Here is a 21,528-nt window from a genome sequence, read left to right as displayed (position 1 = left end):
AGTCGCTCCCGTTAAACCTGTCGAGACACACTTTCTTATTCCACCTGTAATTTTTACAAACAACCCATAAAAGGTGCGTGTATACGTTATTTACAGCCGTAAGTAAGGTTTTTCCCACCCCATTGTACGCTCGCCACGGGCGGCTATTTCATGGATTTCACTGCACTGATCTGAGCTTGTACTCATTGGAATCGCTGCCGCGACGAATGTTGAATACATCCGTTATTGATTGGCGTTGTTTCTTTAGAATTAAGCCAGCCTAACCACGCTTATATTCAGTGTTCCAAATGTTTGTGCAACTACATTGATGTTGTTAATGGTCAATACACTTTCGCGGGTGGTACTAAAAATCACGGTATTGCTGAAACTTAGGTTTGAACCATTCGTGTGGCCGGAAAAGCTGCTCGGGAAACCGATTTGCGAACCGTTCAGTTTGAAATTTATAATCGCTCCGCCATTAGCCACTCTGACTGTGCCCGAAAACGTGGCCTGATACGTTTGATTCGCTGCCAGGACAATATTAGGCGACCCAAACTCGTGCGTGATAGCGATACCATTAGCTGCGGTATGGGCTCCAAGAGGAACAGCCGCCCCAGACGGATTTTTGGGATGAAAGAGGGCAACACTCCCTTGATCCTCGAAACCGCTGATTAAATGATAAGCGAGCCACAGGCTTTCATTGCTGGCGGGAAGATTTTGTCCGAACCGCACTTCAAATTCTAATACAAAATCCTTCCCGACCCGCTTCAGATTCGAAACCTTGTTCACATCGATGATGTAGTTTGATGCCAAGACAATCCAGACCGCCCCCGGTGCTGATGCTGTCTCCCCATAGACAGACGTTCACGACCTTGGTGTACTGGATCGCTTGCCAGACCGTATCGAACATGTCGTCATCGTAGACCATCGTATTGTATTTTCCAGTGTACACCTGGAGGTTGTTGCAGATTTGAATGTAGTAGTTATTCAGGTTGCTGCTCTTGATCCTGGCTCCATCCCCGAGCAAAATCAAATCCCTCGCGCCGGTCAAATCACCACTGACCTGATACGTATGAGGCACGTCGAAGTACACGTATTTTTTGCCCTGGCTTTTGGCTGTCGCAAACAAATCATTGAGCAGGGGCATGGCATCGTTCGTTCCAATACTGGCATCTACGCCATAATAACTTGCGATCACCATGCTGCCTTTGATTCCAGCAATCTCTTGATTTAACCGATCAAAATTGCGGTTGATCTTCGGGTACGCCTGCTGGGGCGTGTCGTTGTTAAGAATCGGTTCGATGTCCGCCAATGTACTCACCCCTTAACTTTAAATCCATATTCGAAGCATTCAAGGCAACAGACGTTATGAAGACTACCTACCGAAAAATCATGCCGATAGGTAGCTTGATCGATTATACTCAGGCCAGGTTAAGCCACTTTCACCACACTTACTTGGACATTCCGAATTCCTGTAAGTCCGGTTCCTAGAGAATTATTTACCAGTTGCAGATTGCCACCCGGCACTGAATTACTACTAAAAACAACTGTATTCGTTAAAGAGGCGTATTCACCGATTGCAACATTATCAACAACCGTACTTGAGCCAGCAACTCCCAGGAAACCTACAGAAATATGACCACCACTACTAGGATTTGGGGTGGCCGAAACAGCATAACTAGCTTGATAAATTTGATTCGGTGCCAGATGGATCGTTTGAAAACTCGGATTCGTTATAGCCGTGCCGCCTATTTCAATCACTGGACCAATGGTGATTGCTTGACCAGGTCCGGCACCTTGGTTTGCATCCAAATTTCTTCTCACGAAATTTTGCCCAACCGTTGGTCCCGTAGCACCCGTAGCACCCGTCATGCCCGTCATGCCTGTTGCACCAGTAGCCCCAGTTGCGCCTGTAGAGACAACAATTCTTATTCCACGTGTAATTTTTACAAATAAAATGGTTAAATGTTTCAATACACAGTTTGCCTTGCATGCTTCTGGGGAAGATGGGCACGGCTCGCAGCACGGGGGTATTTGCGTTGGGGTATCAGGTTGACTGCCGTTCCGAAACATGGATGACCACCCTTCAGGCCCGTATTCATGACTGAAGGGTGGTCAGGGTTTTAGAAGCTAAAACATATTCATCCCATATCCTTTAGCAAATCAGAGGATCAGGGCGACGATTCAGAAGCACCCGTCTGAAGGAAAGGGTACGGATTGGCTATCCCAGGTCGTTAGCCAATCCGTTCTATTTCGAGTTCGGTTTAATACGGGCTACATATATCGTCCGAATATTTCGTTACAGTTATACTCGTTTGAACTCCTTCAACAATCCAAGCTGTAGCTCCTCCAGTAACCGCATCAACCGATGTTTGTAATCGTATGATGTTATTTAAAGCACCGCCGCCAGTATCTGCTACGCATACCAGAGAACAATTCGTTAAACCATCGTCATTAGTTAGGGCAGTCGTACTCCCCACAAAATTTGAAGCTATAAAGCTGCCTAACACCACTTGATTGAATGTTCCACTCACATTTCGTTGTCTCAAATTTACAGATACACTTATCCCAGCAGTTGGGCTAGAGCTATTCATACCTCCAGAAATGGCATAACACACCATGTATGTTCCGGTTTCCGGAACAATAATATCTGTACCATTCACCAGTATAGAACCATCCCCTACTTTTGTATTGCCCGTAAAATCTATAAATTGCGAAGTATTTGCTGGAATGGTCTGACTGCCGGCTCCTTGAATCTCCGCCATAATATTTAGGGCTGGCCCAGTTGGACCCGTGGCCCCTGTTGCACCCGTTGCGCCTGTTGAGACGTCAATTCTTATCCCACCTGTAATTTTTACTAACAACTTGAAAAGGTCCCTTATTAGTGTGAAGAACGTCTCCGCAGATGGACTCGCGTTCCAATCGCCTGTGACCGGCACGGTCATCGGTGTCACAGGTACTCCAGCGTATAACTGAACGGATATTCCTGGCGTTCACGGGATCGGCTCGCCGCTTCTTGCTTTCATCCATCTGATCCTTCATGTGAATCAGGCGCTGCCGCAGCTCAGCGTATGTATTGCGCGTATCTTGCTGCTGCATATGCGGTTCGAATGATCGGATGAATGGAAGACGCCGCCCTTCATGGCCTGTGAATGTCTGAAGGGCGGCCGGGCGTTCTAGCAGATTAAGCCAGTTTAATGACACTTATAGTCGAGTTACCATAAATAGTATTCCCTGAAGAAAGACTTCTTAAATCTAAGTCAGTTGATGATCCAGCAGTTCTAATAATCGTGTTTCCTGATAAAGTCACCTGGTTGTTATTACTTACAGCTTGAGAGTTCGTGTTTTGGATAAAAACCCCATTAAGGTATAGACCAGCGCCTGCGGTCCCCGGCCCAGTGGCGTTCGCTCTATAGTCCACATAATATTGCTGATTGGGAGCTAAAGTGATACTCCCATTGGGACCTTGGGTGATAGCAGTCCCATTCTGCTGATAAAAAAGCATGTCAATGACGGCATTAGGCGCGAGCGTTTCTACGGTATTGTGAGCTGCGAACATATTATTCTGCGTCACCGTCGGTCCAGTAGGGCCAGTCACCCCTGTCATCCCGGTTGCTCCAGTGGCCCCTGTTGCACCCGTTGCGCCTGTGGAGACGTCAATTCATATTCCACCTGTAATTTTTACAAATAACCCATAAAAGGTGCGTGTATGCATTATTTGCAGCCGTAAGGAAAAGCTTCTGCCACCCCATTGCACGCTTGCTACGGGCGGCTATTTCATGGATTTCACTGCACTGATCTGAGCTTGTATTCATTGGAATCGCAGCCGCGACGAATGTCGAATACATCCGTTGCTAAATTCAATTAGAAAAGAAGGGATTCCTTTTGCGGAGTCCCTTATTAGTGGGAAGAACGTCTCCGCAGATGGACTCGCGGTCCAATCGCCTGTGACCGGGACGGTCATGGGTATCACAGATACTCCATCGTATAACCGAACGGATATTCCTGGCGTTCACGGGATCGGGTAGACAAGACTTTGATGTCGTCGGGCAACAGCCTGGTGTAATGAATCCGCCGGATAAACTGCTTCAAGGTCATGTTCTGTTCTTCAGCCGTCTGAAACTCGAATTGATCGAGCAGAGCCAGGATGCATTTCATCTGTTCCATCCCGGAAGAGGCTTCAAGCGCCTGCATCTCCTGCAGAACTGCTTCCTTCATTTCCTGCAAGGCATGCTCCTGTTCCACCAGTCTTTCCTTCCTGATCTTTAACCTATCGCGCGGGAAAGTCCCTGTCAGGGCAAGGTCCAGAAGATCGGCCCGCCGCTTCTTGTTTTCTTCCATCTGATCCTTCACGTGAATCAGGCGCTGCTGCAGCTCAGCGTGTGTATTGCGCGTATTTTGCTGCTGCATATGCTGCAGCTCCTGCTGTAGCTGTCGCCGGTAGGCCTGCAGCTTCCTTAGAATTTCTTCTTCCACGAACCTTAACCGTATGCCGTGATTCTCGCACTTCTCTTCACGGTCAAGCGATACATAGTCGCAGCGCTTGATCGTATACGCACCATTTCTTTCTTTTTTTATGGTCAATTTCCTTCCGCATACCCCGCAGAAGAGCAGGTCCTTCAGCATCGTTGTGCCTGCCTTGACGGTAGCTTTCTCGCGCAGCCCAATGGCTTTTGCACCACGCTCGGTGCGTTCCTGATGAACTTGATCCCATTGGTCCGGGGGAATAATGGCAGGGTGGGCATGGTCGGTGGTGATCGTATCCAGCACCTTGAACGTATATTTGCCGTTCTCCTTGATGCGCTTGCGGTTCTGAAAGACGAGGCTCCCCTTGTAGACCGGATTGGTGATGATTCTCTTCACGGTGGAAGGCAGGAACGTATCACAACGCGGAGGTCTATATCCTTTACTGTTGAGCATGTCGGCGATCTTCCGGGTGCCCAGGCCTTCGATGTGAAGCTTGAAGATGTAACGCACAATCTCTGCTTCCGGTTCATGGATCTCCAATTTATGGGTGGTGGGGTTTCTTCTGTAGCCATAGGCAGGCTTCCCGCTGACGTATTCCCCGCGCTGGGCACGCTGTCTCTTATTGTACTGGTTCCTGCGGCCGATCATCTCATATTCCAGTGTGGCAAATATGGAGCTTACATCATACAGCACGCGGTCTTCCTGCGAATTGGACAGGTCGAAGGTCTGTGAAGGGGTGATGATCTTGATTTCGTGATCCATGCACAGCTGCTTGATTTGTTGGGACACCAGCCCGTTTCGTGAGAGACGATCCAGAGATACCGTAAAAATCGCTTGGTATTTCTCGATGTTCTCCAGCAATCGCTGCAACTGGGGTCTGTCCTCAAGCTCGTATTTCCCTCCGCTTACAATTTCTTCGTAAATATCGTATGTAAAACCATTCTGTTGACAAAATGCGGCCATCATTTCGCGATGATTCTGCAAGGTATCCTCATTCTCGCCTTTATCTCGTGAAATCCGCAGGTAGGTTGCTCCGAAAAGAATGGAAGTTGCATCCTTCATAAGTGATGTTCGCCTCCTTGTTTACTGCCAATAAAAAGATGATTATGAACCAGTCGCTCCTGTCGCCCCAGTGGCGCCCGTCGCTCCAGTGGCACCAGTTGCTCCAGTTTCACCCGTTGGACCCGTCGCTCCAGTTGCGCCTGTTGCTCCGGTAGCGCCCGTAGCTCCAGTGGCACCAGTGGCACCAGTTGCTCCAGTTGGACCCGTCGCTCCAGTTGCTCCAGTTGCTCCAGTTGCGCCCGTAGCGCCCGTTGCCCCAGTAGCGCCTGTAGCTCCAGTTGGACCCGTTGGACCTGTTGCACCCGTCGCTCCAGTAGCGCCCGTTGCCCCAGTAGCGCCAGTTGCTCCAGTTGGACCCGTTGGGCCAGTTGGACCCGTCGCTCCAGTTGCTCCAGTTGCTCCAGTAGCGCCCGTTGCTCCGGTTTGACCTGTTGGGCCAGTTGGACCTGTTGCTCCAGTGGCACCAGTAGCGCCTGTTGCTCCGGTTGCGCCCGTCGCTCCAGTTTGACCTGTTGGGCCAGTTGGACCCGTCGCTCCAGTGGCACCCGTCGCTCCCGTCGCTCCAGTTGCTCCGGTTTCACCCGTTGGGCCAGTTGGACCCGTAGCGCCCGTCGCTCCAGTTTGACCCGTTGGACCGGTTGGACCCGTAGCTCCAGTTGCCCCAGTTGCTCCGGTTGCTCCAGTTTGACCTGTTGGGCCTGTCGGGCCGGTGGCACCCGTAGCTCCGGTGGCACCCGTTGCGCCTGTTGCGCCCGTCGCACCGCTTGCTCCAGTGGCACCTGCTGCGCCTGATGCTCCACTAGGACCAGTTGCCCCTGTCGCTCCAGTGGCACCTGCGCCCGTGGCACCTGTCGCACCTGCTGCGCCTGATGCCCCACTAGGGCCAGTTGCACCTGTCGCTCCAGTGGCACCTGCGCCCGTGGCACCTGTAGCACCTGCTGCGCCTGCTGCCCCGCTAGGGCCAGTTGGACCAGTTGCACCTGATGCACCTGATGCTCCACTAGGGCCAGTTGGACCGGTAACACCTGCGCCCGTGGCACCTGTTGCTCCCGCTGCACCCGCTGATCCACTAGGTCCGGTTGGACCGGTTGGACCTGGTGCCCCTCCGGATGGGCCGGTTGGACCCGCTGGGCCAGTTGGACCCACAAGGTTATCTGCATCCAAAACCCTTTCCAGCTTGTTGCTGAGAACCCAGTCTTTGTTGATCGTTTCTGCAAGAGTTTTCCGAACACTTTCATTCACGGCCAGCAAATCACTTATGGATGCGACCGGTGCCGTTACACCAGGCAGGGTCCCCAGTACATATTGAAGCTTCTCGCCCTCTGCGTTCAAAATATGACTGAGTCCCAATTCCTCCAGTGCGATCGAGGCTATTATTAAGGAAATGGCGTCGTCTCTTGTAATCGTGATTGTTGGTGTAATATTCGGCAAATTAGATTGAGACAAGAATAATCTCTCCTTTCGGTTGGATTAGTCTAACCTATGCCATATTAGGATGTGTAGTGTTAGGGCAGTCGCCTTTATTGTTGAATAATTAGAATAAATAGGTAATTAATGAGGTTTATGTAAAGTGAATTGGTAGAATACATCATGTATATCTATAGTATGCATGTCATTCCATCCGTGGCCGCTGCATAGATATTATATGTTTTTTTAATTACACCTAAGACAGAATAACCAGGATTTCCTTCAGAGGGGGTTACAAGCGGCCAGGATTCTAGAAGCTAAGCGAGCTTAACCATACTCACATTAGCAGTGTGCAGTGTATTGGAAATTAAATTTCTAACGGTTTAAATCCTTAATACCAGGGGAAGTAGCAGTCGCACCTTATATAGAAGCGTGAATTGAAATCCCATTATGAATTCTGCATTGAATGCAAAATTTATAGTGATAAGTCCCTCCTTATACAGGAGCGTGAATTGAAATGGCAAGTGGTATGTGAAGTTTGGAGGGAGCCGTAATGCGTCGAAGCCTAAAGAAGCTGATGCACGGAATCCAATGTATCCCCTGAATGCACAAAAATGAAAAAAATACAGATACCTGCGGATCTCATGATGGAAGTTGCTCGAAGGATTAGAGTCGAGAGTGCCCCAAGCACCACTTCAACATTCCAACGTGATAGGGTACAACCGGCAATGCCGTCTACGGTCCGTTATTCTCCGCATGGATGGTCTTTGAGTTACTCCAAGGGTTGCTTGGCGGCGCAAAGCGAGAATTCCCTCGTCATGAGGAGCTTTCATCTGTTCGCTTTGCTCGCTGGCTGCTGCTACCGGCCCGACTATCCGTGGGGACCTCGGTGAATATCTGCTATTTTTGTGGAAGTAGGTGTTGTGTTGCTGGTTCTGATTACGTATGATGACAGTACGGTGGAAAAAGAAGGCAGGCATCGTCGGATTAAAGCAGCGAAGAAATTTGTAGGGCGCGGTCATATGGAAAGTCAACTGAGAATTGAAACTTTTCTAGCATTGATTTATAAGGATTTGTAGGAGATTCATGCCCAAAGGGGATGAATCTCCTACATTTTCGCTGTCACGCTCCTTATGGGGCGTGTGGATTGAAATCGCGGGCTCTCAACTGGGCGGCATATGGAAACCGTCACGCTCCTTATGGGGCGTGTGGATTGAAATAGCAGCTCATACTCGTGGAACTGATCCATAGGGATATGTCACGCTCCTTATGGGGCGTGTGGATTGAAATATCCGGATCAGGTTCAGTGTCACCGTCATCGCCGTCACGCTCCTTATGGGGCGTGTGGATTGAAATGATTAAAAGAAAGAAGAAATAAAGAGGAAGCAGAGTCACGCTCCTTATGGGGCGTGTGGATTGAAATGTATCCATGATCAATCATGTCCTGTACAGCTTTTCGTCACGCTCCTTATGGAGCGTGTGGATTGAAATAATATTATCTACGATTGAAATAGGAGTTGCTAGTCTGGTCGCGCTCCTTATGGAGCGTGTGGATTGAAATTAAAACACTCTACTATCCGAAAAATAACATGAGGACCGTCACGCCCCTTATGGGGCGTGTGGATTGAAATAACCTCACGGGCGGCGCTCAGGTGGCGCTCTCTGGTCACGTTCCTCATGGAGCGTGTGGATTGAAATACCTATGAGTGGAAAACGGGGGAAAGTGAGGATGGTCACGCTCTTCATGGAGCGTGTGGATTGAAATACTGCGCGTGATACGGTTGCTGTACTGATGGTAGGGTCACGCTCCTTATGGGGCGTGTGGATTGAAATCAGTAGCCCGGCAAGCCTGCTGCAGTTGTCCAAGTTACGCTCCACGAGGCGAGAATTCCTTCGTCATGAGGAGCTTTCATTTGTTCGATTTGCTTGCTGCTGCTGGCCCGACATATCCGTTGGAGATCACGATGAATATCCGCCCTTTTTGTGGAAGTAGATGTTGTGTTGCTTGTTCTGATTACGTAGGATGTCAGCACAGTGGAAAAAGAAGGTAGACGCCGATGGACTAAAGTAGCGAAGAAGTGTGTAGGCCGCGGTCAACGTGTACAAAACTCGGTGTTTGAATGTATCCGTGCGAGAGAGTCCTATGATATGGAAAGCCCACGAATTCTCTGAGGTGCGAATGTGAAGCGCACATGAAATCCCTGGGACATTCGCACCTCGGATTTTGTCGAAATCATCCCTTTATAAGCTGGAAGTTGAAAAGTCAACTGTGAATTAAAACTTTTATAGCATTGTTTAACAAGGATTTGTAGGAGATTCATGCCGAAAGAGGATGAATCCACTATATTTTCGCTGTCACGCTCCACGAGGGGCGTGTGGATTGAAATTCCCTCGTTTGCAGCACTTTTTGGAGAATAGCGTCATGCTCCTTATGGAGCGTGTGGATTGAAATATCCGTATGCGCGCCGGACAAAATCATCTTGCAAGTCATGCTCCTTATGGAGTGTGTGGATTGAAATACCAGGGCAACGCGGTCTATTAACTTTACTGCTCTCGTCACGCTCCTCATGGAGCGTGTGGACTGAAATCATTCGGAGATAAAAGCAAAAAGTTAGCATATATTGGTCACGTTCCACGAGGAGCGTGTGGATTGAAATTCCTTTTGGTGGGATGGGGGATGTATATATCCCGTCACGCTCACGAGGGGCGTGTGGATTGAAATTACATACTCAGCTTTCGTCAGATACTCGTAAGGTAGTCACGCTCCTGGTGGAGCGTGTGGATTGAAATAACTGTAACCCCGTCGGACCGTACCACTGGTTCAAGTCATGCTCCTCATGGAGCGTGTGGATTGAAATTTCTGCGAGATCCACTTTCAAGCCTCTTTCTTCTGGTCACGCTCCACGAGGCGAGAATTCCCTCGTCATGAGAGCATTCATTTGTTCGATTTGCTCGCTTGCTGCTGCTGGCCCGACATATCGTGGGGATCACGATGAATACCTGCTATTTTTGTGGAAGCAGGTTGTGTTGCTGGTTCTGATTACGTATGATGTCAGTAAAATGAAAAAATAAGGAAGTAACCATCTGACTAAAGTAGCGAAGAAATGTGTAGACCACGGTCAACGTGTGCAAAACTCGGTGTTTGAATGTATCCGGGCCAAAGAGGCACATGATATGTAAAGTCCACTCATTCTCTGAGGTGCGAATGTGAAGCGCACATGAAATCCCTGGGACATTCGCACCTCGGATTTTGTCGAAATCATCCCTTTATAAGCTGGAAGTTGAAAAGTCAACTGTGAATTAAAACTTTTATAGCATTGTTTAACAAGGATTTGTAGGAGATTCATGCCGAAAGAGGATGAATCCACTATATTTTCGCTGTCACGCTCCACGAGGGGCGTGTGGATTGAAATTAACTGGCAGAACATCATGCAGCGTGGGCGGGAGTCACGCTCCACGAGGGGCGTGTGGATTGAAATGACTAGTGTCAATGCCATGAATAAAGTCCTCCGTCACGCTCCACGAGGGGCGTGTGGATTGAAATCATGATTCTGACCGTCACAAACGGACGTCTCACCAGTCACGCTCCACGAGGGGCGTGTGGATTGAAATCAAAACACGCGAGTAAAATGTAAATCTCTCCGTTCGGTCATGCTCCACGAGGGGCGTGTGGATCAACTAGGAGTTAATGTCACACTCCTTATGGAGCGTATGGTAGAAAAAGTCTAACATGATTTTGCCGATTCTTCAGACGATCCCTACAGGCGAAGAAGTTGAATCCATCGTTTCAAGCGGTGAGTACCCCAAGCACCACTTCAACATTCCAACGTGATATGGCACAACCAAAAATGCCGTCTACGGTCCGTTATTCTCCGCACGGATTGTCTTTGTGTTACTCAAAGGGTTGTTTGACGGCGCAAAGCGAGAATTCCCTCGTTATGAGGATCTTTCATTTGTTCGATTTACTCGCTTGCTGCTGGCCCGACATATCCGTGGGAAACTCGGTGAATATCTGCTATTTTTGTGGAAGTAGGTGTTGTGTTGCTGATTTTGATTACGTATGATGTCAGTACAGTGGAAAAAGAAGGCAGGCACCGTCGGACTAAAGTAGCCAATAAATGTGTAGACCACGGTCAACGTGTGCAAAACTTGGTGTTTGAATGTATCCGGGCCAAAGAGTCCTGTGATATGGAAAGCCCACGAATTCTCTGAGGTGCGAATGTGAAGCGCACATGAAATTCCTGGGATATTCGCACCTCGAACTTTGTCGAAAGCATCCCTTTATAAGCTGGAAGTTGAAAAGTCAACTGAGAATTGAAACTTTTATAGCATTGTTTTAGAAGGATGTGTAGGAGATTCATGCTCAAAGAGGATGAATCCACTATATTTTCGCTGTCACGTTCCTTATGGAGCGTGTGGATTGAAATTCTTCCAACATGTCCTTAATCTGTCCCCATAATTCGGTCACGTTCCTTATGGAGCGTGTGGATTGAAATAGAGAAAACCCGATGGACTACATATGGCAGGCGGTCATGCTCCTTGTGGAGCGTGTGGATTGAAATCGGAGCATAAGGAGCGCATCCAACGGTGGATACAGTCACGCTCCACGAGGAGCGTGTGGATTGAAATCACGTATGTCCTTCCGGAAGCGTAATCTCCCGGTACCCGTCGCGTTCCACGAGGGGCGTGTGAATTGAAGTTCCGCCATATTCAACGAGTGCGTCTTTAAAACCCAGGTTACGCTCCGCGAGGAGTGGGTGTTGTGCTGCTGGTTCTGATTACGTATGATATCAGTACAGTGTATAAAGAAGGCAGGCGCCGTCGGACTAAAGCAGCGAAGAAATGTGTAGACCACGGTCAACGTGTACAAAACTCGGTGTTTGAATGTATCCGTGCAAGAGTCCTATGATATGGAAAGCCCACGAATTCTCTGAGGTGCGAATGTGAAGCGCACATGAAATCCCAGGGACATTCGCACCTCGGATTTTGTCGAAAGAACCCTTTTTTAAGCTAGAAGTTGAAAAGTCAACTGAGAATTAAAACTTTTATAGCATTGTTTAACAAGGATTTGTAGTGGATTCATGCCCGAAGTGGATGAATCCACTACATTTTCGCTGTCATGCTCCTTATGGAGCGTGTGGATTGAAATCGATAGCGCCATAAGTGGTATGGCTTTTGGTCGTTGGTCATGCTCCTTATGGAGCGTGTGGATTGAAATCCACAGCTTGTAAAGGTCAGTGCCCGGGGTGATAACGTCATGCTCCTTATGGAGCGTGTGGATTGAAATAAGCTAGGATTATCGGAACCAAGCGAATCGACAAGTCATGCTCCTTATGGAGCGTGTGGATTGAAATAGCTCCGGGCTAACCTTGTATGCCTTCGTTGTGTCATGCTCCTTGTGGAGCGTGTGGATTGAAATCAAGCTTGATATTCATATTTTCTGCTTTCAACGCGGTCATGCTCCTTATGGAGCGTGTGGATTGAAATTGCTAAAAGTGGTCGGCATTTTAGCTGGCCTGAAGGTCATGCTCCTTATGGAGCGTGTGGATTGAAATCGGACCAACTCCTGGTTATCAAATACATTCGCCGGTCATGCTCCTTATGGAGCATGTGGATTGAAATGCTGTGGAAGGACATAGAGCTTGGAAAGTGCGATACGTCGCGCTCCTTATGGAGCGTGTGGATTGAAATATGAATAGGTAGATTTTGCAGCAAGTGCGCCACGTCACGCTCCACGAGGAGCGTGTGGATTGAAATTTGAGTCAGACGCTGAACCTCAGCTTTAGATTCGGGTCACGCTTCTTATGGAGCGTGTGGATTGAAATCACGTATGCCCTTCCGGAAGCGTAATCTCCCGGTACCCGTCGCGTTCCACGAGGAGCATATGGATTTAAATGGAAATCAAGTCCAGCATCTTGCGTGCGTTTAGGTCGCGCTCCTCGTGGACGTGTGGCGTGTGGATTGAAATACCGGTGTCTTTATCGACTCATTTAGTGCAAAAAGTCACGCTCCTTATGGGGCGTGTGGATTGAAATCTGTGCCGCGCTTGACACCCCGCACGGAGCCGGGAGGTCACGCTCCTTATGGAGCGTGTGGATTGAAATTGAACAGACTTGGAAAGCTTCTGGCCGTCTTTGGCGTCACGCTCCTCATTGTGAACAGCAGTGGTAAAATCCCCAATAACGGCACTTGAAAATTCCCCATAATCGGCAGACACTTTTCCGTATGGGGGAGAGAGACAATGATCAAGAATGGGAAGTTTTTCGAGACCCCTCCTGGCCAACAGCCCCAAGTCGATTGGGGCCACTTCGATGAAGCGGAGCGGCATCCTCGTAAGGTAGCCGCTGACGCGCTCATCTCCTATGCGACAAACCGATATATTGATAACCTCAATACGTGTCCACCTCCGAACGAAAACAAAGAAGACGGCTTATGCCGTCCAAGAACGAGGACTAATTCCATCCCATTCCACAACCTCACCATTTGAATTAAATTCGAATTTTTCAGTTATGTATCTGGTACTGGTTGTATGGTTCTTCATATCGATTGTGGTCTCTTCACGTTCAATGTTCGTTATAGCCCCATGTTCCTTAACACTTAATAGCCTGTTGGTCTTTTACCTGAATTTATAAGAAGACATCTGGAAGTTACCCTGACAGGACGACTCCGACATGCCAAAAGGAATACCACCCTACTTACATGAAGCTCGGTAAAGACGGCGAAAACCATTCGTAAGGTTCTGGGTCCAGCAGAGAATGGGGTGTTCATGAAAGGAGATTCAGTTATGCGGAAAATGACGCATGGCAATTTATTATTGGTTCTGGCTGCCGTGCTAGTAGTGACTGCTTGCATTGTGGCAGGAAGCGCTTATTATTTTAGCAAAACGGATTACCCTACTCATAAATTTTTATTGCCAAAGGGATTTACAGGATGGATTGAAGTTACATTTGAACAGCCTGGTGCTCCGGCTTTGAAAAAAGAAGGAGAGCGTACCATTGTTTACGAAGTCCCTGAATCCGGAAAAATAATGACTTCAAGCAAAAATACTACTGGTACAATCGTTCTTTATTATGTTGAAACGGATGGAAGCCTGACCGAGTTTCCAACAAACAAAACATGGATTCATGGATTGGGGACTTCATCAGGTGGAAGAAGCGGAGCTGATGATTCAGAAGAAAAATCCCCTGAGAAACTAAACTTTTTTGTGGGGACGGAAGAACAATGGGAAAATGCACCAACACCTTGAAATGTTCATTCGTCATGATCCTCGTGGAGCGTGTGGATTGAAATCGATACATGTGGTTAACACTGGGGTCTAGTCCATGTCACGCTCCACGAGGCGAGAATTCCCTCGTCATGAGGAGCTTTCATTTGTTCGGTCCGCTTGCTGCTGCTGGCCGACATATCCGTGGGGATCACGATGAATATCCGCCATTTTGTGGAAGCAGGTGTTGTGCTGCTGGTTCTGATTACGTATGATGACAGTACAGTGGAACAAGAAGGAAGGCACCGTCGGATAAAGTAGCGAAGAAAAGTGTAGATCACGGTCAACGTGTGCAAAACTCGGTGTTTGAATGTATCCGGGCGAAAGAGTCAATATAATATGGAAAGCCCGCGTATTCTTTGAGGTGCGAATGTGAAGCGCACATGAAATCCCTGGGACATTCGCACCTCGAATGTTGTCGAAAGAACCCTTTTTCAAGCTAGAAGTTGAAAAGCCAACTGAGAATTAAAACTTTTCTAGCATTGTTTTACAAGGATTTGTAGGAGATTCATGCCTAAAGGGGATGAATCTCCTACATTTTCGCTGTCAGTCACGCTCCTTATGGAGCGTGTGGATTGAAATTGACAGCGTAGTATAAGAACAGGGCCGATGCTGCGTCACGCTCCTTATGGAGCGTGTGGATTGAAATCACAAAACTTATTTTGGTCCGGTGGAAATCTGAATGTCACGCTCCTTATGGAGCGTGTGGATTGAAATTTTAAGGTCATATATGCAGCCTCAGCCCGTTGCCGGTCACGCTTCTCATGGAGCGTGTGGATTGAAATAAACCCTCCAGACTCTCTATCAAGATCGATTATATGTCACGCTCCACGAGGGGCGTGTGGATTGAAATTCACGTATGGCGCGAAGAATTGCGACCACTTCTTTCAGGTCATGCTCCTTAATGGAGCGTGTGGATTGAAATCAGTAGCCCGGCAAGCTTGCTGCAGTTGTCCAAGTCACGCTCCACGAGGCGAGAATTCCCTCGTCATGAGGAGCATTCATTTGTTCGATTTGCTCACTTGTTGCTGCTGGCCCGACATATCCGTTGGGGATCACGATGAATATCCGCCCTTTTTGTGGAAGTAGATGTTGTGTTGCTGATTCTGATTACGTATGATGATAGTAAAGTGGAAAAATAAGGAAGGTGCCTATGGACTAAAGTAGCGAAGAAATGTGTAGAGCACGGTCAACGTGTACAAAACTCGGTGATTGAATGTATCCGTGCGAAAGAGTCCTATGATATGGGAAGCCCACGGATTCTCTGAGGTGCGAATGTGAAGCGCACATGAAATCCCTGGGACATTCGCACCTCAGATTTTGTCGAAAGACCCCTTTTTTAAGCTGAAAGTTGAAAAGTCAACTGAGAATTGAAACTTTTCTAGCATTGTTTTACAAGGATTTGTAGGAGATTCATGCCTAAAGAGGATGAATCCGCTACATTTTCGCTGTCACGCTCCTTGTAGAGCGTGTGGATTGAAATCGGTGGGAGACAATACGGAAGTGGGCAGCGCGGAGTCATGCTCCTTGTGGAGCGTGTGGATTGAAATCTCCCAAATCAATCACCTCATTATGTTTTTTTAAAGTCACGCTCCTTGTGGAGCGTGTGGCGTGTGGATTGAAGTTCCGCCATATTCAACGAGTGCGTCTTTAAAAACCCAGGTTACGCTCCGCGAGGAGTGGGTGTTGTGCTGCTGGTTCTGATTACGTATGATATCAGTACAGTGTATAAAGAAGGCAGGCGCCGTCGGACTAAAGCAGTGAAGAAATGTGTAGACCACGGTCAACGTGTGCAACACTCGGTGTTTGAATGTATCCGTGCGAAAGAGTCCTATGATATGGAAAGCCCACGAATTCTCTGAGGTGCGAATGTGAAGCGCACATGAAATCTCTGGGACATTCGCACCTCGGATTTTGTCGAAAGTATCCATTTTCAAGCTGGAAGTTAAAAAGTCAACTGAGAATTAAAACTTTTCTAGCATTGTTTTACAAGGATTTGTAGGAGATTCATGCCCAAAGTGGATGAATCCACTACATTTTCGCTGTCACGCTCCTTATGGGGCGTGTGGATTGAAATAGGTTCTAGGTGTAGCCAAGGCAATTGTGGAATGGGTCACGCTCCTTATGGGGCGTGTGGATTGAAATACGACTTTATCTACTTGCAGCAGATGTCGGCCATCGTCACGCTCCTTATGGGGCGTGTGGATTGAAATTCAGTTAAAGGGGATTAAGGAATCCACTCAATCGTCACGTTCCTTATGGAGCGTGTGGATTGAAATCTCCAGATCACGAACACGTTCCCGCAAGGCTAAACGTCATGCTCCTTACGGAGCGTGTGGATTGAAATTAATCAAGCGAAGTATTTGGTCACGCTCCGCGAGGGGCGTGTGGATTGAAATTTGCCTGCCTTCTGCCGGTAATCCACGATGGTGTTAAGTCATGCTCCTTATGGAGCGTGTGGATTGAAATGATGTCGCCCGGCTCAGATGGTGGCGGAATTGCGAGTCACGCTCCTCGTGGAGCATGTGGATTGAAATATGCCGAGACTCGTGGAAAAGGTCATATCAAAGTCACGCTCCTTATGGAGCGTGTGGATTGAAATAAGGTATGCCTGTAATCAGCAGTCTGGTTTGCCGGAAACGAAAAAAAACGCTGCCTATCGGCAGCGCGGGGCTGTAGTTACAAACTTTTACATTTCCATTTATTTTAAATTTGGAGGCAAAAAATCAACGAATTCATAAACTCCAACGATTCGCTTGGCAGGATAATCTGGTTTTTCAAATACAGTTATAGAGTAACCTTGGGGATGCTGTACTATTGAATTAATAATATCGTTTGTTAATTGCCCCTTTAAAGGGGCCTTTATATTTGTCTGATACCTAGCGGTACGATAACTATCATCTCCATTAATTAGGCTCTCTCCTTTAACAGGCGTTGTTAATTCGGCAGTGAAAAACTTAGCGTAATCTTGCGGGATGTCTAAATATAGATAATACGAATGCTCTCCCTGTAATAAATACTTTTTTGGTAATTCTCCAAAACTATAGACTACATCATAATTTATTGTGTTAGTCGCCGAGTCATAAGTGATATCGAATTTGTGGACCAAAAAATCATTAGTGTCCGGAAAATGTACCCCTGTTAAAAATTCCTCCTCTGCCCCTTCATTTTGACTATTATTTGTTTCAGAATGATTGTTTTCCGAATCGGTATTTTTCCCGTTGGAACATGCTGTGACGGCTATGATTATGCTAAAGATCATTATTGATTTAGACCAAAATTTCAAATTTTTCTCCCCCTGCAAATGTCGTCCAATGACCTGAATTATAAGTTCTTTTCACAACTACTTCAGCAGTGTTAGCGACTTCCATGTACCCAAGTCTACAGTTTGCAAGAGTTTTAGTCCGAATGATGGCCACTGCCTTGAAAGTGAAAGATTCAGTTCGAAAAGTTACCCAAAAATGGTACAATAGTAGAGACAAAGTAACCGGTGGGAAGACGCGGCGAAGCCAACCCGAGAGGGGGTGACGCCGTGTCACTTCTTGGAATAGTACAGAGCTTCCTGGAAATCAGCGATAAGCTGATCAGCATTGCCGTAGGTGTAATGACCTTGTGGGGTGCCTGGAAAATCGTGCGAGACAAGAAAAACCACCGGGAATAGGTTGGGACCCTGCTCCGGTGATTTTTCGAAGTTGTATTGAGAATCTCGCCGTGGTTGCCCATCGGCCTTTGTCTGGAATAGCTGCGATGTTAGAGCATCGTGGCTATTTTTTTATTTTACCCATTTGTAGCCTTACTGATGACTACATTATAGCATAATCACGAAATATATTCATAATACTTATTTCGAAATCACCGATGCCAGGTATAAGCGCCAACATCGGTGGCTTTTTAAGGTTGATGACTGCTCCCATAACCATTATATGCTTGTCGCGGATGTATGTTGTTTTACAAGGATTTGTAGGAGATTCATGCCCAAAGAGGATGAATCCACTACATTTCCGCTGTCGCGCTCCTTATGGAGCGTGTGGATTGAAATGGTAATGTGGTCCCCGATCATGCTGTCTCCTTGTACGTCACGCTCCACGAGGCGAGAATTCCCTCGTTATGAGGAGCATTCATTTGTTCGACTTACTCGCTTGCTGCTGGCCCGACATATCCGTGGGGATCATGATGAATATCCGCCATTTTTTGTGGAAGCAGGTTGTGTTGCTGGTTCTGATTACGTATGATGTCAGTACAGTGTATAAAGAAGGCAGGCACCGACGGACTAATAAAGTAGCGAAGAAGTGTGTAGACCGCGGTCAACGTGTGCAAAACTCGGTGTTTGAATGTATCCGTGCCAAAGAGTCAATATGATATGGAAAGCCCACGCATTCTCTGAGGTGCGAATGTGAAGCGCACATGAAATCCCTGGGACATTCGCACCTCGAATTTTGTCGAAAGCATCCCTTTATAAGCTGGAAGCTGAAAAGTCAACTGTGAATTGAAACTTTTATAGCATTGATTTACAAGGATTTGTAGGAGATTCATGCCGAAAGAGGATGAATCCACTATATTTTCGCTGTCACGTTCCTCATGGAGCGTGTGGATTGAAATTGTTTGTTTGGGTTTGGGTTACTCATGGTTGTTCTGTCACGTTCCTCATGGAGCGTGTGGATTGAAATCATCATTAAGTGGTCCACTTGCCAAATTGGATTGGACGTCACGTTCCTCATGGAGCGTGTGGATTGAAATATATATTGTTGTGCCTTGAGATATTTCATGCCATCCAAGTCACGTTCCTCATGGAGCGTGTGGATTGAAATCCGAAATCCCGGGCTTGGACAGAAGTGGTCATCGTCACGTTCCTCATGGAGCGTGTGGATTGAAATCGCATGGCTGACAAAATATTTGGACAAGGCGTTGTAGTCATGCTCCTTATGGAGCGTGTGGATTGAAATCGCGAGGGGCCGATCATTTCGCAACGGGAACAAGGAGTCACGCTCCTCATAGAGCATGTGATTCGAAATACCCGGCAGCCCCAAAGCCCACTCCGGTTATTCCCAGGTCGATCACGTTGTAATCACTCCAAGGGGTTATTTGTTATTGAGACGAAGAATTATAAAGGCGAGAGCGTTACATATTGAGAAAGTAAAATCGAGGATTCACAGAGAGTTGACTTTGGTCATGAAATAAGAGAGGGAAAAGAAGAGGATATAAATGTATTGGCTTCTGTCTGTAACTCTTTCAGAAGTAAGAGACGGCAGAAGCCAATGTGTTTTTTGAAGGATTATACATATTCTCGAAGTTCTCCCCAAGTCGTATGGTTTTGAACAGACGGCAGATCTACGATCAACTTAAAGTAACGGCGAAAGGGCTGCAGTACAAATACGAGTGACCCGGCAAAAGTTCCTCGCGCAAGAACTGGCTGCTTCCCGTAAAACGGCTTTTGGTTCGCGCATAAAATTTCCGGTTGTATTCGTTGATTAGCTCGTCCAAAACCATCGATTGCTTGAGAACAGAGGCATGAGTTAATCCGTATTCTTGCTCCAATGCGTAGAGCTGCTGTCTGGATTCTTCAATTCTCCGACTCAAGTTCTCATGTTCCGGCACAGTTATCCCTCCTTTCATATAATACTTAGTTTAGGTGCTTATGCCTTTATTTAGGAAAAAAAGATTTAAGTATATCTCATTATATATGATAACAGAAGTTGCCTAACCTTGGACAATTCATATAAATCCATTATCGTATTTTTATAAAAACAATGCCAGTAAAAAGGGGAGGTCAGCCCGTGGAAGAAGTACAAATGAGCGAGGAGCTGTTCTGGCTGCTTGACGGAAGCAGATTGGAATGCAAGCAAGGGGACGCGATGATGCTGCTTACCGTTACGGAGGATCTTTGGCCGCATATCGCGATGATCAGTGCGGGAGAGATCGTGGCTTTGGACAGGCGGTGCCTGCGATTGGCACTTTGGCCCGGCACAACGACGACAGGCAATATGATTAGGACGGGTAAAGCGACGTTGGCCGCTTTTGCCGGAGGCAAGGCGCATTATCTAAGGCTGCTGCTAGAAGAGCTGCCCGAGCTGCCGGATGCGGAGTACCCGCGCACTCGCTTTGCGGCGTCTGTTGCTGCGTCCAGAACAGATACAGCGAAGTATGCCGATATTTTGACGGGCGTTACGATTCGTTTGAACAATCCTGCCGAGGTGCTGGAGCGGTGGGAGAGGACGCTAGATGAGCTAATGCGTTAAACATGTCCATGAGCGGTTATGAAGCAGGGAAAGTTCGTATATACACCGTCAGTGAACGGGTACCCGGAATGGAACCTCGGACAAGAGTAATGGATACAGAAGGAACAGGGGGAGCAAGGAGCGAAATAGTCATACAGATTGTCATATAGATTAAGATTTTACGCCAATCGGGCACGAAGTAACGGAGGGATTTTAATGATCAGCAAGCTGGAACAGGCAACCGTCGGTTTTATTGGAATCGGGGTGATGGGCAAGAGCATGGCCCGTCACATTATGAAGGCAGGGCACACCGTCCATGTATACACACGCACGGCATCGAAGGCGGATGATCTGGTGCAGGAGGGAGCGGTATGGCAGGCTACAACCGCGAAGCTGGCAGCCGAGTGTGATGTGATCATCACGATGGTTGGATATCCTCATGATGTGGAGCAGATCTATCTTGGAGAGAACGGTCTGATCGCGAACGCCCGCAGCGGGGCTTACTTGATCGATATGACAACCTCCAGTCCGCTGCTGGCTGCGCGGATTCATGAAGCCGCTGCCGCGAAAGGGCGGCATGCGTTGGATGCTCCGGTATCCGGTGGGGATATCGGAGCGCGGGAAGCGAGGCTGTCCATCATGGTCGGAGGCAGCGAGGAGGATTACGAAGCCGTTCTGCCGATCCTTAAGCTGATGGGAACCAATATTGTGCTGCAGGGCGCAGCCGGTGCGGGACAGCATACGAAAATGTGCAATCAGATTGCTATCGCTACCAATATGATCGGCGTCTGCGAGGCGCTTGCTTACGCCAAGCATGCGGGACTGAATCCTGAACAGGTGCTTAAGAGCATTGAAAGCGGGGCAGCAGGAAGCTGGTCGCTTAGCAACCTGGGGCCGCGCATGATTGCCGGCAACTTTGAGCCTGGCTTTTATGTGAAGCATTTTATCAAGGATATGGGAATTGCGCTGGAGTCAGCCAGGGAGATGGGAATGGATACTCCGGGGCTTGCCTTGGCGGAGTCACTGTACCGGCAACTGTCAGAGCTGGGCTACGACGAGAAAGGGACACAAGTGCTGTATAAGCATTGGGTGAAGGAATAAAGAGAAGAGAAGATACTGGCAACAGAAAAGGGG

15 protein-coding genes, 6 pseudogenes and 4 CRISPR repeat arrays are annotated in these 21,528 nt (G+C 47.8%); of the genes and pseudogenes, 12 read left to right on the top strand and 9 right to left on the bottom strand.

Annotated elements, in window-relative coordinates; genetic code table 11:
* Positions 1–249: 249 nt before the first annotated feature.
* The 7 genes from OIN60_RS20510 to OIN60_RS20480 all read right to left on the bottom strand — a co-directional run bounded on the left by OIN60_RS20510 (position 250) and on the right by OIN60_RS20480 (position 6,954).
* Entirely contained in the window at positions 250–792 is a 543-nt protein-coding gene (locus tag OIN60_RS20510; protein WP_305756720.1) for a hypothetical protein, read from the bottom strand.
* Positions 713–1,291, bottom strand: coding sequence for a hypothetical protein (locus tag OIN60_RS20505; protein ID WP_305756719.1), 579 nt, complete (start codon positions 1,289–1,291; stop codon positions 713–715). Before OIN60_RS20505 ends, OIN60_RS20510 begins: the two co-directional genes overlap by 80 nt.
* A gap of 119 nt (positions 1,292–1,410) precedes the next feature.
* Entirely contained in the window at positions 1,411–1,953 is a 543-nt protein-coding gene (locus tag OIN60_RS20500) for a hypothetical protein (protein WP_305756718.1), read from the bottom strand.
* Between the two features lie 290 nt (positions 1,954–2,243).
* Positions 2,244–2,843, bottom strand: coding sequence for a hypothetical protein (locus OIN60_RS20495; RefSeq protein ID WP_305756717.1), 600 nt, complete (start codon positions 2,841–2,843; stop codon positions 2,244–2,246).
* Positions 2,844–3,163: 320 nt separating this feature from the next.
* The gene (locus OIN60_RS20490) at positions 3,164–3,586 is read right to left on the bottom strand and encodes a hypothetical protein (RefSeq protein ID WP_305756716.1); all 423 of its coding nucleotides are present in this window, start codon (positions 3,584–3,586) and stop codon (positions 3,164–3,166) included.
* 362 nt (positions 3,587–3,948) lie between these two features.
* Complete coding sequence (locus tag OIN60_RS20485; RefSeq protein WP_305756715.1) at positions 3,949–5,508, bottom strand: recombinase family protein; 1,560 nt, start codon at positions 5,506–5,508, stop codon at positions 3,949–3,951.
* 42 nt (positions 5,509–5,550) lie between these two features.
* Positions 5,551–6,954 (bottom strand): alpha-helical endospore appendage domain-containing protein, encoded by a 1,404-nt coding sequence (locus tag OIN60_RS20480; RefSeq protein ID WP_442417850.1) that lies wholly within the window; start codon positions 6,952–6,954, stop codon positions 5,551–5,553.
* A gap of 1,082 nt (positions 6,955–8,036) precedes the next feature.
* Positions 8,037–8,748: a CRISPR direct-repeat array (repeat unit 33 nt; unit sequence GTCACGCTCCTTATGGGGCGTGTGGATTGAAAT).
* Positions 8,749–8,949: 201 nt separating this feature from the next.
* Here OIN60_RS20480 and cas2 (OIN60_RS20475) point away from each other — a divergent pair.
* The 8 genes and pseudogenes from cas2 (OIN60_RS20475) to cas2 (OIN60_RS20445) all read left to right on the top strand — a co-directional run.
* On the top strand, positions 8,950–9,087 hold the full coding sequence (cas2, locus tag OIN60_RS20475; RefSeq protein WP_305756714.1) for a CRISPR-associated endonuclease Cas2: 138 nt from the start codon (positions 8,950–8,952) through the stop codon (positions 9,085–9,087).
* Positions 9,088–9,942: 855 nt separating this feature from the next.
* A pseudogene (gene cas2, locus OIN60_RS20470) lies at positions 9,943–10,095 on the top strand (CRISPR-associated endonuclease Cas2).
* 200 nt (positions 10,096–10,295) lie between these two features.
* Positions 10,296–10,596: a CRISPR direct-repeat array (repeat unit 33 nt; unit sequence GTCACGCTCCACGAGGGGCGTGTGGATTGAAAT).
* A 360-nt stretch (positions 10,597–10,956) separates the two neighbouring features.
* Complete coding sequence (cas2, locus tag OIN60_RS20465; RefSeq protein ID WP_305756769.1) at positions 10,957–11,127, top strand: CRISPR-associated endonuclease Cas2; 171 nt, start codon at positions 10,957–10,959, stop codon at positions 11,125–11,127.
* 553 nt (positions 11,128–11,680) lie between these two features.
* Positions 11,681–11,806, top strand: a pseudogene (gene cas2, locus OIN60_RS20460) (CRISPR-associated endonuclease Cas2); the annotation flags it as partial.
* Between the two features lie 224 nt (positions 11,807–12,030).
* Positions 12,031–12,470: direct repeats of the CRISPR family, unit length 33 nt.
* A gap of 1,229 nt (positions 12,471–13,699) precedes the next feature.
* Positions 13,700–14,161 carry a DUF6843 domain-containing protein gene (locus OIN60_RS20455; protein ID WP_305756713.1) on the top strand — a complete coding sequence of 154 codons (462 nt, stop codon included), beginning with the start codon at positions 13,700–13,702 and terminating at the stop codon, positions 14,159–14,161.
* A gap of 210 nt (positions 14,162–14,371) precedes the next feature.
* Positions 14,372–14,496: pseudogene (cas2, locus tag OIN60_RS22705) on the top strand (CRISPR-associated endonuclease Cas2); the annotation flags it as partial.
* A gap of 232 nt (positions 14,497–14,728) precedes the next feature.
* Positions 14,729–15,032: direct repeats of the CRISPR family, unit length 33 nt.
* 313 nt (positions 15,033–15,345) lie between these two features.
* A pseudogene (locus OIN60_RS20450) lies at positions 15,346–15,447 on the top strand (CRISPR-associated endonuclease Cas2); the annotation flags it as partial.
* A 423-nt stretch (positions 15,448–15,870) separates the two neighbouring features.
* Positions 15,871–16,014, top strand: a pseudogene (gene cas2 / locus OIN60_RS20445) (CRISPR-associated endonuclease Cas2); the annotation flags it as partial.
* A gap of 866 nt (positions 16,015–16,880) precedes the next feature.
* Here the strand turns inward: cas2 (OIN60_RS20445) and OIN60_RS20440 are convergent.
* Entirely contained in the window at positions 16,881–17,465 is a 585-nt protein-coding gene (locus OIN60_RS20440) for a hypothetical protein (RefSeq protein ID WP_305756712.1), read from the bottom strand.
* 246 nt (positions 17,466–17,711) lie between these two features.
* On the opposite strand from OIN60_RS20440, the gene OIN60_RS20435 reads away from it, so the two are divergent.
* Together OIN60_RS20435 and cas2 (OIN60_RS20430) are read left to right on the top strand one after the other, a co-directional pair.
* Entirely contained in the window at positions 17,712–17,840 is a 129-nt protein-coding gene (locus OIN60_RS20435; protein WP_305756711.1) for a hypothetical protein, read from the top strand.
* Between the two features lie 548 nt (positions 17,841–18,388).
* Positions 18,389–18,517: pseudogene (gene cas2, locus OIN60_RS20430) on the top strand (CRISPR-associated endonuclease Cas2); the annotation flags it as partial.
* Positions 18,518–19,513: 996 nt separating this feature from the next.
* Here cas2 (OIN60_RS20430) and OIN60_RS20425 read toward each other — a convergent pair.
* Positions 19,514–19,774, bottom strand: coding sequence for an aspartyl-phosphate phosphatase Spo0E family protein (locus OIN60_RS20425; protein WP_305756710.1), 261 nt, complete (start codon positions 19,772–19,774; stop codon positions 19,514–19,516).
* A 194-nt stretch (positions 19,775–19,968) separates the two neighbouring features.
* On the opposite strand from OIN60_RS20425, the gene OIN60_RS20420 reads away from it, so the two are divergent.
* Together OIN60_RS20420 and OIN60_RS20415 are read left to right on the top strand one after the other, a co-directional pair.
* The gene (locus tag OIN60_RS20420; protein ID WP_370872576.1) at positions 19,969–20,415 is read left to right on the top strand and encodes a pyridoxamine 5'-phosphate oxidase family protein; all 447 of its coding nucleotides are present in this window, start codon (positions 19,969–19,971) and stop codon (positions 20,413–20,415) included.
* A gap of 195 nt (positions 20,416–20,610) precedes the next feature.
* The gene (locus OIN60_RS20415; RefSeq protein ID WP_305756708.1) at positions 20,611–21,495 is read left to right on the top strand and encodes an NAD(P)-dependent oxidoreductase; all 885 of its coding nucleotides are present in this window, start codon (positions 20,611–20,613) and stop codon (positions 21,493–21,495) included.
* Positions 21,496–21,528 lie beyond the last annotated feature (33 nt).

This window comes from Paenibacillus zeirhizosphaerae, assembly GCF_030705605.1.
Lineage (GTDB): Bacteria > Bacillota > Bacilli > Paenibacillales > Paenibacillaceae > Paenibacillus > Paenibacillus zeirhizosphaerae.
The sequence above is the reverse complement of the archived record's forward strand: the minus strand, read 5'-3'. Positions and strand labels throughout refer to the sequence as shown.